The 14,769-nt window shown below is 56.9% G+C and carries 13 protein-coding genes; 3 read left to right on the top strand and 10 right to left on the bottom strand.

Annotation, left to right across the window (positions count from 1 at the left end; all coding sequences use genetic code 11):
* Positions 1–90 precede the first annotated feature (90 nt).
* The 5 genes from thiL to nrdR form a co-directional block, all read right to left on the bottom strand.
* Complete coding sequence (gene thiL, locus KAJ71_RS04960) at positions 91–1,071, bottom strand: thiamine-phosphate kinase (protein WP_248944663.1); 981 nt, start codon at positions 1,069–1,071, stop codon at positions 91–93.
* 45 nt (positions 1,072–1,116) lie between these two features.
* Positions 1,117–1,533: a transcription antitermination factor NusB gene (nusB, locus tag KAJ71_RS04955; protein WP_021180188.1), complete on the bottom strand. Its 417-nt coding sequence runs from the start codon at positions 1,531–1,533 to the stop codon at positions 1,117–1,119.
* Between the two features lie 21 nt (positions 1,534–1,554).
* Positions 1,555–2,025 carry a 6,7-dimethyl-8-ribityllumazine synthase gene (gene ribH, locus KAJ71_RS04950; RefSeq protein ID WP_025120322.1) on the bottom strand — a complete coding sequence of 157 codons (471 nt, stop codon included), beginning with the start codon at positions 2,023–2,025 and terminating at the stop codon, positions 1,555–1,557.
* A 120-nt stretch (positions 2,026–2,145) separates the two neighbouring features.
* Positions 2,146–3,252: a bifunctional diaminohydroxyphosphoribosylaminopyrimidine deaminase/5-amino-6-(5-phosphoribosylamino)uracil reductase RibD gene (gene ribD, locus KAJ71_RS04945; RefSeq protein ID WP_248944662.1), complete on the bottom strand. Its 1,107-nt coding sequence runs from the start codon at positions 3,250–3,252 to the stop codon at positions 2,146–2,148.
* Positions 3,253–3,262: 10 nt separating this feature from the next.
* Positions 3,263–3,712: a transcriptional regulator NrdR gene (nrdR, locus tag KAJ71_RS04940; protein WP_021180191.1), complete on the bottom strand. Its 450-nt coding sequence runs from the start codon at positions 3,710–3,712 to the stop codon at positions 3,263–3,265.
* A 196-nt stretch (positions 3,713–3,908) separates the two neighbouring features.
* Here nrdR and KAJ71_RS04935 point away from each other — a divergent pair, with 196 nt between their 5' ends.
* Positions 3,909–4,451 carry a SadB/YajI family lipoprotein gene (locus tag KAJ71_RS04935; protein WP_248944661.1) on the top strand — a complete coding sequence of 181 codons (543 nt, stop codon included), beginning with the start codon at positions 3,909–3,911 and terminating at the stop codon, positions 4,449–4,451.
* A 50-nt stretch (positions 4,452–4,501) separates the two neighbouring features.
* Here the strand turns inward: KAJ71_RS04935 and ttrA are convergent, their stop codons facing one another.
* From ttrA to ttrB, 3 genes are read right to left on the bottom strand one after another with little or no spacing between them, the layout of a single operon-like run.
* Positions 4,502–7,585 carry a tetrathionate reductase subunit TtrA gene (gene ttrA / locus KAJ71_RS04930; protein WP_248944660.1) on the bottom strand — a complete coding sequence of 1,028 codons (3,084 nt, stop codon included), beginning with the start codon at positions 7,583–7,585 and terminating at the stop codon, positions 4,502–4,504.
* Positions 7,578–8,636: a tetrathionate reductase subunit TtrC gene (gene ttrC, locus KAJ71_RS04925; protein WP_248944659.1), complete on the bottom strand. Its 1,059-nt coding sequence runs from the start codon at positions 8,634–8,636 to the stop codon at positions 7,578–7,580. Before ttrC ends, ttrA begins: the two co-directional genes overlap by 8 nt.
* Complete coding sequence (gene ttrB, locus KAJ71_RS04920; RefSeq protein ID WP_248944658.1) at positions 8,633–9,367, bottom strand: tetrathionate reductase subunit TtrB; 735 nt, start codon at positions 9,365–9,367, stop codon at positions 8,633–8,635. Before ttrB ends, ttrC begins: the two co-directional genes overlap by 4 nt.
* Positions 9,368–9,538: 171 nt before the next feature.
* Between ttrB and ttrS the strand changes: the two genes are divergently transcribed.
* Both ttrS and ttrR read left to right on the top strand, forming a co-directional pair.
* Complete coding sequence (gene ttrS / locus KAJ71_RS04915) at positions 9,539–11,266, top strand: tetrathionate respiration histidine kinase TtrS (RefSeq protein WP_283106663.1); 1,728 nt, start codon at positions 9,539–9,541, stop codon at positions 11,264–11,266.
* A complete protein-coding gene (ttrR, locus tag KAJ71_RS04910) occupies positions 11,257–11,871 on the top strand; it encodes a tetrathionate respiration response regulator TtrR (protein ID WP_248944655.1) in 615 nt (204 codons plus the stop codon). Before ttrS ends, ttrR begins: the two co-directional genes overlap by 10 nt.
* Before the next feature lie 56 nt (positions 11,872–11,927).
* On the opposite strand, the gene secF is transcribed toward ttrR, so the two are convergent.
* Both secF and secD read right to left on the bottom strand, forming a co-directional pair.
* Positions 11,928–12,896 carry a protein translocase subunit SecF gene (secF, locus tag KAJ71_RS04905; protein WP_024483920.1) on the bottom strand — a complete coding sequence of 323 codons (969 nt, stop codon included), beginning with the start codon at positions 12,894–12,896 and terminating at the stop codon, positions 11,928–11,930.
* A 10-nt stretch (positions 12,897–12,906) separates the two neighbouring features.
* Entirely contained in the window at positions 12,907–14,754 is a 1,848-nt protein-coding gene (secD, locus tag KAJ71_RS04900) for a protein translocase subunit SecD (RefSeq protein WP_248944654.1), read from the bottom strand.
* Positions 14,755–14,769: the final 15 nt, after the last annotated feature.

Below are 14,769 nucleotides of genomic sequence, written 5' to 3'. Positions count from 1 at the left end.
TCCGCCAGAGTGACTCTGGCCGGAGTAGAGCCATCTCTTACTAATGCAGCCAGTATAATAAAAAAGAGGCTCATACCGCCACGTTAATGATTATTGAGCAGTACCGAAGTGATCGTAGCCACTCCACGGCAGTTCAACCTCTTGCTGATCGCGGTAGAACTTCATTCCTTCAGACTGTGGGCCGATCTGGCCAATACAGGTGTAATCCGCACCTAAATGGCTTAATGCCACTTCCAGCGCGCCCCGATTGATCTCTGGCACGGTAAAGCACAGTTCATAATCTTCACCGCCGGTCAGCGCCCAGCGCAAAGCCTGATCCGCATCGGTATTGCTGGTCAGCGTTTGCGACATCGGCAACTCATCCAACTCGATACGGGCACCGCACTCAGAGGCATTCAGCACGTGTTTCAGATCTGAAATCAGACCGTCGGAGATATCAATCGCCGAGCTGGCCAAATCACGCAGCGCCTGACCTTGCAGCACACGCGGATGCGGGCGCAGATGGCGCGCCAACAGATATTCATGAGCAGCCTGATCGCTCACTTGCAAACGATCTTGCAGGATTGCCAGCCCAGCGGCGCTGTCGCCCAACGTACCGGTAACGTAAATCCAGTCGCCAATACGTGCGCCGCTGCGGGTTAGCGCCCGCCCGACCGGGATATGACCGTGGATGGTCAACGTCATGCTCAGCGGGCCACGGGTGGTATCGCCGCCAATCAGCTGCATGCCGTAGTAATTCATCTGTTCGAACAGGCTATCGCTGAACGCCTTGAGCCACTCTTCGTTCACTTCCGGCAGCGTCAACGCCAGCGAAAGCCACGCAGGATCGGCGCCCATTGCTGCCAGGTCGCTCAGGTTAACCGCCAGGGCTTTATAGCCGAGATCGGCGGGATCGATGTCCGCCAGGAAGTGAATACCCGAAACCAGGGTATCGGTACTGATGGCTAAAAGCTGTTTTTCCGGCACTGTAAGCAGTGCGCAGTCATCGCCAATGCCGAGCTGTACGTCGCGGCGCACACTTTTGAACCGGTCAAAATAGCGGGCAATGAGATCAAATTCGCCACATGCCATGGTATGTCTTCCAAAGAAGTAAGGCCGGTTTCCCGGCCTTATATTTTATTTTTTCCTACGGATGCTGGGGGCTGCTTTATCCAGCACGCCATTTACAAACTTGTGGCTATCTTCCGCACCGAAGGTTTTCGCCAGTTCGATCGCTTCGTTAATGGCCACTTTGTAAGGGACATCTTCACGCATTTTCAGCTCGAACAGCGCAATGCGCAGTACGGCTCTTTCCACCTGGCCCAATTCTTCGAGCTGGCGCGACAGGAAGGGGGCCATCAGGCCATCCAGCATACCTGCGTTGACTGCCACACCGGACAGCAGCTCACGAAAATAGGCGACGTCAACATCTTTGACATCCTGCTCCGTCAGGAACTGGTGTTCAACATCGGCAATGTCATTTTTAGACAACTGCCAAGAGTAAATCGCTTGAACAGCGCACTCACGAGCGCGACGACGAGCAGCAGGTTTCACGGAATTCCCCTTAAACTAAATTCAGGCTTTAATAGCTTTGATTACATTAATCATTTCAAGTGCGGTCAGGGCGGCTTCTGCGCCTTTGTTGCCCGCTTTGGTGCCGGCACGCTCGATCGCTTGTTCGATGCTTTCGGTAGTCAGCACGCCAAAGGCAACCGGGATCTCGGTATTCATTGAGACATTGCCTAGACCGGAGCTGGCTTCGCCCGCCACATATTCGAAGTGCGCGGTGCCCCCACGGATCACCGTACCCAGAGCAATCACCGCATCATATTTACCGGTGTTAGCCAGCACGCGTGCGGTTAATGGCAGCTCGTAAGCGCCTGGGACCCAAACAACGGTGATGTTGTCATCAGCAACCTGGCCGATACGCTTCAGTGCATCAATGGCACCTTGCAGCAGGCTGTCGTTGATGAAATTGTTAAAACGTGCAATTGCGATCGCCACACGGGCATTTGGAGTAGCAACAACACCTTCGATAACTTTCATGGGCTTTCCTTAAAAATGGGTTCAATACCCCGCAGGGGGGCGGATTCTATCATATTCTTTGCCCGCCTGCGCGGCGCTTTTGTAAAACGCGGCTGCACCGGCAGGCAAAGGTTACATTCTCTATTTGGCGGTTAACCGCAGGCGCAGATCGGGGCCAATCTGGCGCACCTCGCTAAAGACAAATTCCGGCGCATCGGCCAACTGCGTCAAACCCGGCAGTTGGCACAGCCCGCGAGCATTATCACCCAATAATTTTGGCGCGATGTACAAGATGAGCTCATCCACCAGCCCGGCCTGCAGCAGCGCACCCGCAAGTTGCGCGCCAGCCTCGACCCAGATGCTGTTCACCTGGCACTTGGCCAATTGCATCATCATCATCACCAGATCGATACCGCCGCCGTGAAGCGGGAAGGATAATTGCTCCACACCGTCTGGCCAAACCTGATCGTCTGGCTGCTGGCGTGCCAGCCAGGTCATACCCGGTTGCTGCACGACTCGGTGCTGCGGCGTAACCCGGTTCTGGCTGTCTAGAATAATCCGTAGCGGCTGGCGCAGGTTGTCACGCGGGTAGAGCTCTTGGGTTTCACTGCTCAGTTCATCCCAACGCACCGTCAGCGCGGGATTGTCGGCCAGCACGGTCGCGCTGGTACTGAGGATAGCCGAACTGGCCGCTCGCAACTCCTGTACGTCCCGCCTGGCCTGCGGTGAGGTGATCCACTGGCTTTCCCCAGAGGCCATCGCCGTACGGCCATCCAGTGAAGCGCCCAGCTTGAGCTGCACATAGGGAAACCCGGTGCGCATACGCTTGAGGAACCCCAGATTAACCGCTTCCGCCTCTGCCAGCATTACGCCATGGCGCACTTCAATGCCCGCCTGTTGCAGCTTGTACAGCCCGCGCCCGGCAACCTGCGGATTGGGATCTTGCATGGCAGCCACCACACGGCTGACTCCCGCTGCGATCAACGCATCCGCACAAGGTGGCGTGCGGCCATGGTGGCTACAAGGTTCCAGCGTGACATAGGCCGTAGCCCCTCGCGCCTTTTCCCCCGCCATGCGCAAAGCGTGTACTTCCGCATGAGGCTCACCGGCCCGCAAATGAAAGCCTTCACCCACGATGGAACCATCGCGCACAATAACGCAGCCCACGTTCGGGTTCGGCGCGGTGGTGAAACGCCCCAGACGCGCCAGCTCAAAGGCGCGCGCCATATAGAATTCGTCGTTTTGCATGCGGATCCCGTTAATCCTGCAGTTTGGCGATCTCTTCGCCGAATTCGCGAATGTCTTCAAAACTGCGATACACCGAAGCAAAGCGGATATATGCGACCTTATCCAGCTTCTTTAACGCATCCATCACCAGATTGCCGACCATTTTGGTGGGCACTTCACGCTCGCCGGTGGCGCGCAGCTGGGATTTGATGTGGTTGATGGCGTTTTCTACGTCGTCGGAACTGACCGGGCGCTTTTCCAGCGCTTTCAGCATGCCACGGCGCAGTTTATCTTCGTTGAATGGTTCGCGAACCTCATCACTTTTGATCACCCGTGGCATTACCAGCTCGGCCACTTCAAAAGTGGTAAAACGTTCATTACAGACCAGACATTGGCGACGACGGCGCACCTGCGATCCATCACCCACCAGGCGGGAATCAATCACTTTGGTATCAACGGCAGCGCAGAAAGGGCAATGCATAACTCGTCCTGATAAGCGTTTACATAGTTGAGTACAGTTTACCCCGAACTACCGCCACAACAAAGACCGCCGGGCATTTGTTGCGAATTGTATCCAGGATTGAGTAATAAAGCAGCCATAACGGACGCTGGACATGACTTTGGTCAGCGATCGGACTAAGCTGATAGCCAGTGTTATTGAAGAGGAAATTGCCGTTATGACAATCCGTTATCGCCAGGTTTGTCTGCTCACCGCCATGATCCTGCTGGCCGGTTGCGCACAGAACCGCGAAGTGCCGAAACTCACCAACCAGGTGGTTGAGCTGAAACAGGTGCTGGGGGAGTTGACCGAGCAGGCTACCGCCCTGGAGCGCCAAAATCGGCTTAACCAAAGCTCAACCAGCGGCGTCTACCTGCTGCCCGCCGCCAATAACGCCGCCAAATTACAAAGTAGCGTGGGTGAGTTGAGCCTATCGCTCAACTATGTGAAGAGTGAGGCCAACGGCAGCCAGGCAATACTGTATGTGCGCACGCTCTCAGGCCAATATCTGCCAAGCTTTATTGCCACATTGGAATGGGGCCAGTTGGATGCTGCAACCGGTATGCCGCTGACCGCGCAGGCGCAGTCGCAACAAATTCAGAGCGCCAGCTCGCTGCTGCCAAAAACCGAGCAAATCTTTGAACTGCGCCTGAGTGGTGTAACGCCATCACAACTGGGCTATATCCGTGTGCATAGCGTAGAGCCCACCGCTCAACGTTGATATGGTGAATCACCCAATCCCCATTGTTCGCGGGGATTGGGCCTGTAAGATTAGCCCAAGCGCTGCAACTTCGCCGGTAATCCCTGCCGTACCGCCGCCCCGCTGACCCAGTCCAACCAGCTATTGCCGACTTCGCGAGTCGGATCGGCCAGTCCTAGATCGTTGAGATTGATCCCTGCGGCAATGCGTGGATCCGCCGCCAATGCCTGCCCATCCAGCGAATGAACCCGCGCCCCCATCTCACGATGCCCATAGCCGTGTTCAATAGCAATCACGCCCGGCATGACCCCGTCGAGCAAGCTGATTTGCGTTTCCACGCTGCCACCCGGCGTTTGCAACCTGACCCGATCACCCTGTTGTAGCCCATAGCGCTCGGCATCTAGCGGGTTGAGTGCGACCAGATTAATCGCCTTCACGGCCCGCAAACGTTCGATAGGGGCAGTTGAACTGCTCATCAGGTGCGACTTGAACGACATCAGGCGGAACGGCCACGCTTCGCTCGGATAGTGCTGCGCCACGTCGGAACCGTCGGCAAAACGCGGTGGATAATAGGTTGGGCAACCGCTATAGCGCTCCCCGGTCATGGCATGGCGATGGCGTGCCACCTCTTCATTCCAGATATTCAGCCCCTGCTTCCACTGCGGGCCGGTCGTCCCCCCTTGCCAAGCTTGCTCATGGGGCGCGAAACGGCCACCACGCGCCAGCATGTAGCCCACCCGCAGCCGCTCATCCGCTTTCAGCACCTGATTGAGCGCCGGTTGTAGACGATCGACGCCGGTCAGGCGCAACTCACTTTCCGTAGCTTCAGGCAATGGCTCACCAGCAAACGCCACGTTGGCCGCAGCACGCAGGTAATAATCCTCGGCACAATGCAGCCCGCAAAGATTACCTTGCGCATCCTGTAACGCCCCGTCGCCGAAGCCTGGCAACCCCATGGCCTTCGAGAGCGCAATAACAAAGCTCTCCAGCGCAATCGGCTGCCCGTCCGCCGTCTTGGCTGTGCGCGCAGGCACCACCGGCCAACGGGCGGTACTTGCCTTGACCATCACGCCAGACCAAGGGGAGGTAAATCCCCAGCTTTCAAAGTTGTGCGTATCCGGCACGATATAATCCGCCAACGCGCTGGTTTCGTTGATAAAGGCATCGACCGAAATAAACAGCGGCAGATGCTGCGGATCCTTCAGCCGACTTCCCACCACGTCGCGCAACCCGGCCACGCCGTAGAGCGGGTTACCCATGTGATTGATCCAGGCTTTCAGCGGATAAGGGTATCCCATCAACGCCGGAGCCAGCTGCTCGGTAAACTGACCAGCCACAAAGGGATACCACGGCCCACGCGCCGGATACGGATTGACACCTTGTTCTACCTTGCGGCGATATTCGTCCGACTTTTCGTACGCCTGCTTACTGCGCGACAGCACCAATCCTTTCGGCTTCACCATGTCAGGGAAGGTAGCGAGGTTATAGCGTGGCCCTTCGGCAAACTCCTTGAACTTGCCACCGCCCACCGAAACGCCCCCCTTGAGGTTAAGGTTACCGATCAGCGCATTGAGCATCATCACCGCCCAACTGCTGTAAAAACCGTTGCCGCTCATCATGCCACCGTGGGAGATCACTGCCGCCTGCCGCTGGTAAGAAGTGAACTCTTTGGCCAACGCCGAGATAGTTTCAGCGCTAACGCCACATTGGGCGCTATATTCAGCCAGCGTAAAGCGTTGCGCCGCCAGTTGCAGACAACGGAAGCTGGAGCGCACCCGCACCGATGAGCCATCGGCCAGTTGAACCTGCCGCTCAACCAGCAGTTGCCCACGCATAGTCTCGGTGGCGGGCAGTGGTTCGTCTCGCTGTGCGTCCCACACCAAAGCAGGGCTTTCCTCATCACCACCAGCCCCACCTAACAGATGTGACTTACGCAGGAACTGGCCGCACAGAGGATGATCGTCATCGATCACCACCAGATGGGTGGCATTCGACCAGCTTTTTTCACCGGCTGCCTGCATGGCCGCCTCGCCAGGTAACGCCAGATAATCGGCGTTATAACGCTCCTGATCGATAATCCAGCGGATCATGCCCATCGCTAGCGCGGAGTCCGTCCCCGGCAATACCGGCACCCAGCGGTTATGATCGTTGGCCAGCGTGGTGGTTAACGGCAATGCCGGGGCCACCACCACATAGCGGAACTCATCGCGCAGGCGGGCATTGGCTAACTGACGCCCCTGCCGTTTGAACGGGTTACCGGACTGTGCGGGTGACGTCCCCAGAAACAGTGCAAAGCGCAAATGATCCCAGTCGGGCTTCACATGAGCGTTCTTGTCCAGATCGCCCATCAGCGCCCCGGAACCTGCCCGATAGGCTAGACCACAGTAAGCGCCGTGATGGCCAAAGTTGCGCGTGCCAAAGGCGTTTTGCGCAAAGCGTTTGATAAAGGTATCTCGCCCCTCATCACCTGCGTTGGTGACCAGCAGTTGGTTAGCCTTCGGCCCAAGCGTTGGCTGTGCCGGATCGAGCGGCGTTTGCAGATCGCGGATGGCCCGTAATCCCTCCACAGGCCCTTCGCCAAACAGATCGCCGCCCTCAACCACTTCCTTGATCAGTTGCTCAAAACTGATGCGCTGCCACTGCCCACCACCACGTGGCCCTACCCGTTTCATTGGCTCCAGCACCCGATACGGGCTAGTCAGCCCTTCCAGCAGGGTAGCACCGCGTGCACAAGCGGTTGAGCGCTGTTCCAGGCCAGCATCACCGCCTAGCCGGTTGAGTGCATCACTCACCGGTAATCGATAGGGAAAATGGTGATCGTGCGACAGTGGATGATAAGGGTTACCCGCTACGCGCAGTATCTGATTGCTGTTACGATCGACCCGCACCCGCAGGCCGCACAGCGTCCAGCAGCCAAAACATTGCGTCATGGAAACCGCCTGCTGCGGATTGGCCTGCCAGCCTTCAGGATGCTGGCGACCTTCTGGCGGTAACGCATTGGCACTGATCCGATCCAGCGTCAGTTTTCCACTGCTGCTGTCACGCAGGCCGGTAAACACCTTCTGCACCATTTCGCTGTAGCTGGCACCAAACACGGCCAGCCCACCCAGAGCGAGCCCGCCTTTCAACCACTGACGACGCGTTGACTTAGCCATAGCGTTTTTTCTCCATCAACCCATGCTGCAATTCACGAACCCCGATGATTAATGCCAGCCACAACCCGAAGGTACCGAGGATGGCCAATAGCCCCTCGCTGCCGAGCGGTAACACATAGGGGTTGAGCAATATATTGAACTTGGGCAGCGTCTGGGTTTGCATCAGCAGCATCCAGCGCACACCCCAACAAAGCAGCAACGCTGCCACGCATTGTGCTAACAAACCTGCCGCCCCTAGCGTCCGATGACGCGATCGCCAAGCCGAAACCATCAATAGCAGGATCAAGACGGCAAACGAGCTGCCTGCCAGTGACCAAGCGCTCCCTTGAGCAGGTAACTGACGTAGCGCAGCGGCGGAGTCACTACCGTCCAACCACCAGCCCAGGCTGGAGAGGCACAGCAACAGCAGAGAGATCCCTTGATAGCGTGCCAAGCGCGATTGCCATTGCGGTTCATGGCGTAACCAATAGGCCAGCATTGGCGGAACGGCCTGCATAGCGGTGAGCAGTAATAGCCAAGGCAACCACAGGCTGTACCACAGCGGTTGTGAACGCAGCACGGACACTTCCCGGCCGGTATAGAGCAGGATACTGACAGCCGAAAGCAGGGTTGCCAATGCCACCCAGCGCAGCCATTTCTGCTCTTGCCATGCGGGCCAGATTTGTAACCAGTGCGCCCAGAACGGCAAGTTTTTTGCCCTCAGTTGACAACGCAGCAGCAAAATGAAATAGGCCACTACCAGCAAGGTAAACAGCGGTAAAAACACCGAGCCGAGAGACATCCATGACCAAGGTGCGAAATGGGCATAGAAGTGCCAGATTCGAGCGGGCTGATGTAAATCCGCACTCAGGGCCAACGGAGCCACGGTGCCGCTCACCACCGCCAGCGAAACGGCAGCCAGCTCCAGCCGAGATGCCTCAGACGCCGAACGCCAGCGTAACCAGGCCGCAATGGCAATGCTGCTGCACGCCAGACCGATGAAAAAGAAATACTGTACCGCCCAGGGCAACCAGGCGATCTCCTGCGGGCGAGCCATCACTTCGCGGATCATGAGTGTACCTCCTGCCACAGCGCCGGTTGTCCCCGGACATGGCTGACAAAAGCCTCATCCAGCCCCAGATAAAACACCTGTGGATGCGTCCCCTGCTCAGGCTTCAGCACCTTTAGTTCCCCACGATGCTGTTCTAGCGTGCGCCTTAAAGTACCTTGTTCATCGTTGAGATCGCCGATCATGCGCGCGCCGCCGACGCAAGACTCAACGCAGGCAGGCAACAGCCCGGCATCCAGGCGGTGGACGCAGAAGGTGCATTTATCCGCGGTTTGGGTTTCATGGTTGATAAAACGCGCCTCATAAGGGCAGGCTTGCACACAATAAGCGCAGCCTACGCAGCGGGTGTTATCGATCACCACAATGCCGTCCTGACGCTGGAAGGTCGCCTGTACCGGGCAGACCGGCACGCAAGGCGGGTTATCACAATGATTGCACAGGCGCGGCAACAGCACGTTGGTGGGGATGCGCTGACTATCCGTGACAATCTGATACTGCAGTACACTGGTGCGAAATTGCCCCTGCGGCAGCTGATTTTCTACCGCGCAGCTGACCGTACAGGCCTGGCAGCCGATACAGCGGCGCAGATCGATCAGCATCGCCATACGCTTTTTGCTGTCGCCCTCACGCCGCTCGGGTTGCAACTGCCAGCCGGAGTGCGCCAGCGGTACCAGCGCAGCACCGGCGGTCAGTACACCGATTCGTTGTAAAAATTGCCGTTTTCCACTATCCATTGATTTCTCCCAAAAAGTATCAACCGGGGAGCTGATACAAAGGAGTGTAAAAGTGGTGCGCGACCACCCATATTGTGGTTTACCACATTCCCTATTGCGGCTTGATCCAGAACAATTCTGGCAGGCGATCGAGATCATAAAAATGGAGATGATGTGAAAAAAGCAGTACTGATGATCTTGCTATGCGGCTGGTTGAGCCCGGTCTGGGCGGGGCAATGGACCATCGCCGTGCTGGCTCTGCGCGGCGATGCCCACGCCCTCGCACAATGGCAACCGTTAATCGACCATATTAATCGTCAATTCCCTGATGAAAGTTTTCAACTGTTGCCGCTAAACCTGGCCGATATGGGGGAAGCCGTCAGTAACGGCCAGGTCGATTTTCTGCTCACCAACCCGGCGCAGTATATTCAGTTAGACAATAGCTACCCACTACGCTGGCTGGTGTCATTACGTTCCAATAGAAATCTGCAGAGCGCCTCAAATAACGTGGTAGGCAGCGTGATATTGGTACGCCGCGATAGCACCGTGGCCAAAGCCAATCAGCTTACCGGTAAAAAAGTTGGCGCGGTCGCCCCTGACGCTTTTGGCGGCTATCTGCTGGGTTATAAAGAGCTGCTGGCCGCGGGCGTGCACCCGGAAAAAGATCTGCAACTGCACTTCAGCGGTTATCCGGTAGACGCCCTGCTTTACCTGCTACGCGATCGGGCACTGGACGCAGCTATCGTGCCGGTTTGTCTGTTGGAGGAGATGGAGGCAGAGGGATTACTCAGGGCCAGTGATTACCGTGCGCTGCAGGCCAAAACCAGCGAACAACCCTGCCTGACCAGCAGCGTACTTTACCCCAACTGGTCGTTTGCCGCTTTAAACCACGTGCCCGATCCCTTGGTCGATGAACTGACCCGCCAGCTATTGCAAGTGAATATCCCTGGCCTCCCTACCTGGGGAGCTCCCGCTTCATCCCGCCAGGTAGACCAACTGCTGCGCGATCTGGATCGCCATCCGGCACAGCGTTCACTCTGGCAGGAGGTCCATAGCTGGGCATTGCAACATCTGCTCCTGCTTGGCACGATCACCGGGGGTATGTTGCTGCTCGGCGCTAACCATCTGTGGATCGGCCACCTGGTTCGCCAGCGTGGGCGCGAGCTAGAACAAATGCATCTGACGCTGCGGGCCAGAGAAGCGGCGCTAGCCCGCGCACAGCGCCTAAGTACCCTGGGTGAGATGGCTTCCGGTTTTGCTCACGAACTTAACCAGCCTCTGGGGGCAATACGTCACTACGCCGAGGGCTGCCGTATTCGCCTTGAGCGCAGCGATCCGCAGCACGAGCTGTTACCGATCCTCGAACAGATTGGCCAACAGGCTCAGCGAGGGGCAGAAACTATCGTCAATCTGCGCCAATGGGTCAGCAAAACGCCGCACCATGAAAGCGCACAATGGCTAACGCTGCGCCCCCTGGTAGAAAACGTCATCAAGCTGATGCGCATCGAACAGCATTACCCGCAGTGCCGCCTGGCGATCATCATCGCCCCGAAAAACCAGTTGTATAGCCAGGCTACGTTGTTGGAGCAGGTGCTCACCAACTTGTTAAGCAACAGTTTGCAGGCCGGTTCCCGGCAGATCACCCTACGGCTGGAAACCGATGGTGTTCGGCAAACGCTGATACTGGAAGATGACGGCGGCGGCCTCAGCGCCGAACAGTTAGCACAGCCGTTCGTGCCTTTCCGCAGCACTAAATCGGAAGGGCTTGGCCTGGGGTTGGTGATCTGCCAGCGGCTGCTGAGAAGCCAACAGGGTGAACTGACGCTGGAAAATTATTCGATATCGCCACAACGGCAGGGGCTACGCGTTACCCTGCTCTTCCCTGGGATCAAGCAAGAAGGAAACTCGCCATGGCGCTGATACATCTGGTCGATGACGATCTGGCAGTCACCGACGCTAGCCGCTTTTTACTTGAAGGGCTGGACTATCAGGTGCAGATCTGGAACGACAGCCAAAGCTTTATCGACCAAGTCGCCCCTTACCAATGCGGCGTCGTGGTGCTGGATATTCGCATGCCGGGGATCGATGGGCAGCAAATCCATCAGCGGCTTCGCGAACAGGAAAGTACGCTGGCAGTGGTGATCGTTACCGGCCATGGCGATATCGCTATGGCGGTAGCGGAGATGAAATTGGGGGCGTTGGATTTCCTGCAAAAACCGATTGCTACCGCACCGCTGATCGCCGCGTTAGACCGGGGGATTGCCCATTCTCAACGTCAGGTGGAGCGCTACCAGTTGCAGCAGCGTTTCAGTACGCTGACCTCACGCGAGCGTGATATCGCCAGCGCCGTTGCCGCCGGTATGACCAACAAGGCCATCGCCGATCGTTACTTCGTCGCCGTACGCACCGTTGAGGTACACCGCTCTAAAGTGATGGAGAAGATGCAAGCGACCAGCCTGGCGGAATTGGTGAGTTCGCTAAACCTGTTGGCGGCGCAGGAGCAAAAAAAATGCCGGTCAGCGTAAACTGACCGGCATCTGGTTCAGACGGTGCGTGGCTTATTCAGCCGCACACCGGGCAATCACGGCAGGATAGAAGGCTGATCGGCGCCCTCTTTCTCCACTTTCTGCTGCAGCATGTGTTCGCGTTTCATACCCAGTTTCAACGCCAGCGCAGAGGCGACGTAGATAGAAGATATGGTACCGATAGACACACCGATCAGCATGGTCAGTGAGAAGCCCTGCAGCATCGCGCCGCCGAAGATGTACAGCATCAGAACCACCATCAACGTAGTGGCGGAGGTCATGATGGTACGGCTCAGCGTCTGCGTCAGCGAGACGTTCATGATTTCATAAGGCGTACCGCGACGGATCTTGCGGAAGTTCTCACGAATACGGTCAGAAACCACGATACTGTCGTTCAGCGAGTAACCGATCACCGACATCAAGGATGCCACGATGGTCAGGTCAATCTCGATATGGAACAGCGACAACACGCCCATCGTGATAACCACGTCGTGCGCCAGGGCGATAACGGCCCCTGCGGCCAAACGCCATTCAAAACGGAAGCCCACGTAAATCAGGATACAGATCAACGCCACCAACAGCGCCATGCCGCCGGTTTGTGCCAGCTCTGCCCCTACGCTCGGGCCAACGAATTCAATACGCTTGACGGACGCGTTCTTATCGACTGATTCGTTGATCACGCCAATAACTTTGTTACCCAGTTCCTGGCCTGCGGTACCGACCGCTGGTGGCATACGCACCATCACGTCACGGCTGCTGCCAAAGTTCTGGATAATCGGGTCCTGGAACCCGGCTTTTTCCAACGTATCGCGCATCAGGTCCAGATTCGCGGGTTGTTCCAGAGTAATTTCAATCACCGTACCACCGGTGAAATCCAGACCCCAGTTAAACCCACGCACGGACATGGTGGCGATCGACGCTACCAACAGCACCAAAGAGATGCCGAAGGCCACGTAATCCCAGCGCATAAAGTCATAGACTTTACGGCCGTAGTTGAGTTGTTCAACAGTATAATCCTGTGCCACAACGCACTCCTCAGATAGACAGCTTGTTAATGCGCTTGCCGCCGTAAAGCAGGTTGACGATGGCACGGGTACCGACAATCGCGGTGAACATGGACGTCGCCACACCGATTGCGGTGGTAATTGCAAAGCCCTTGATCGAACCGGTACCGACTGCGTACAGAATGATCGCGGTGATCAAGGTGGTGATATTGGCATCAACGATACTGGAGAACGCGCCTTTATAGCCCTCATGGATGGCCTGCTGAATGGAGCGTCCATTCTTCAGTTCCTCCTTGATACGTTCGTTTATCAGTACGTTGGCGTCAACCGCCACCGCCAGCGTCAGCACGATACCGGCAATCCCCGGCATGGTTAGCGTCGCCCCTGGTAACAGAGACATCACGCCAACAATCAGCACCAGGTTAGCCATCAGCGCCGTAGAGGCGATCAGGCCAAACTTGCGGTACCACACCACCATAAAGACGATCGAAGCCACCAGGCCCCACAGGCAAGCTTCCAAGCCTTGGGTAATGTTCTGCTGCCCCAAGGTTGGGCCGATGGTACGCTCTTCCACGATCTGGATAGGCGCAATCAACGCACCGGCACGCAGCAGCAGCGACAGCTGACGTGCTTCGTTCGGGTTGCTGATACCGGTGATACGGAAGCTGTTACCCAGACGTGACTGAATGTTCGCCACGTTGATCACTTCTTCCTGTTTCACCAGCACTGCACGGCCGTTGGCATCTTTCTTGCCGCTGTCTTTATACTCCACGAACAGCGTTGCCATTGGTTTACCAATGCTGTCTTTGGTGAAGTTGGACATGGCAGTACCACCAGCACTGTCCAGCGAGATATTAACCTGTGGCTGGTTGTATTCATCGGTGCTGGAGGTGGAGTCTGTAATGTGGTCACCGGTCAGGATGACACGCTTGTACAGCACAACCGGTTGGCCTTCACGGGTGTATTTCACCTCGGAGTCGCCCGGCACACGGCCATTGGCCGCAGCGGTCGCATCCGCGTTGGTATTCACCAGGCGGAATTCCAGCGTAGCGGTCGCACCCAAAATTTCTTTGGCGCGCGCCGTATCCTGGATACCCGGCAACTCAACAACGATACGATCGGCACCCTGGCGCTGTACCAACGGTTCGGCAACGCCGAGCTGGTTGACACGATTACGCAGGATGGTGATGTTCTGCTGCACCGCATACTCACGTGCTTCGCTCAGGCGAGCGTCGGTCATCGTTGCTTTCAGGGTGTTGCTGCCGTTGGCAGAAAGCACCAGATCGCGCTGACGTGGCGTCATGTAGCTGATGGCCTGGTCGCGAGCGGCGTTGTCACGAAAGCGCACTTCCACGCCGTTGTTGTCCAACTTGCGGATCGCAGCGTAAGGAATACCCTTTTCACGCAGTTCGCTGCGCAGGGTATCCATGGTTTGTTCTTGCAGCTTGCTCAGTGCGGTGTCCATGTCGACTTCCATCAGGAAGTGCACACCACCACGTAAATCCAGACCCAGCTTCATCGGCTCGGCGTTGAGCATCGCCAACCAGGCAGGTGTTGCCGGGGCGAGGTTCAATGCGACGACGTATTTGTCGCCCAGTTCCGCCACCAAGGCTTCACGGGCGCGCAGCTGAACGTCAGGATCTTTAAAGCGAGCCAGAATGGCACCGTTTTCCAGCGCAATCGACTTGCTCGCAATATTGTCTTTTTCTAATACAGTACGGACTTGGTCCAGCGTAGTTTCACTGGCGGCGACTCCGCGCGCACCAGTGATTTGTACGGCCGGATCCTCTCCGTAAATGTTGGGAAGCGCATATAGCAGTCCGACGAGGATCACCACGATCAGCATCAGATACTTCCACAGAGGATAACGGTTTAGCACGGCAGTTCCCTTAGG

The sequence above is a fragment of the Serratia silvae genome, assembly GCF_023282985.1.
GTDB lineage: Bacteria > Pseudomonadota > Gammaproteobacteria > Enterobacterales > Enterobacteriaceae > Chania > Chania silvae.
Note: the sequence above shows the minus strand (reverse complement) of the source record. Positions and strands in the feature narration are given on the sequence as shown.

Excerpts from the sequence above, each read along its gene's own strand:
- ttrB (WP_248944658.1), bottom strand. The coding sequence starts at position 9,367 with ATGGATAGTGGAAAACGGCAATTTTTACAACGAATCGGTGTACTGACC.
- nrdR (WP_021180191.1), bottom strand. The coding sequence starts at position 3,712 with ATGCATTGCCCTTTCTGCGCTGCCGTTGATACCAAAGTGATTGATTCC.
- ribH (WP_025120322.1), bottom strand. The coding sequence starts at position 2,025 with ATGAAAGTTATCGAAGGTGTTGTTGCTACTCCAAATGCCCGTGTGGCG.
- ttrR (WP_248944655.1), top strand. The coding sequence starts at position 11,257 with ATGGCGCTGATACATCTGGTCGATGACGATCTGGCAGTCACCGACGCT.
- ttrC (WP_248944659.1), bottom strand. The coding sequence starts at position 8,636 with ATGATCCGCGAAGTGATGGCTCGCCCGCAGGAGATCGCCTGGTTGCCC.
- ribD (WP_248944662.1), bottom strand. The coding sequence starts at position 3,252 with ATGCAAAACGACGAATTCTATATGGCGCGCGCCTTTGAGCTGGCGCGT.
- ttrS (WP_283106663.1), top strand. The coding sequence starts at position 9,539 with ATGATCTTGCTATGCGGCTGGTTGAGCCCGGTCTGGGCGGGGCAATGG.
- ttrA (WP_248944660.1), bottom strand. The coding sequence starts at position 7,585 with ATGGCTAAGTCAACGCGTCGTCAGTGGTTGAAAGGCGGGCTCGCTCTG.
- thiL (WP_248944663.1), bottom strand. The coding sequence starts at position 1,071 with ATGGCATGTGGCGAATTTGATCTCATTGCCCGCTATTTTGACCGGTTC.
- KAJ71_RS04935 (WP_248944661.1), top strand. The coding sequence starts at position 3,909 with ATGACAATCCGTTATCGCCAGGTTTGTCTGCTCACCGCCATGATCCTG.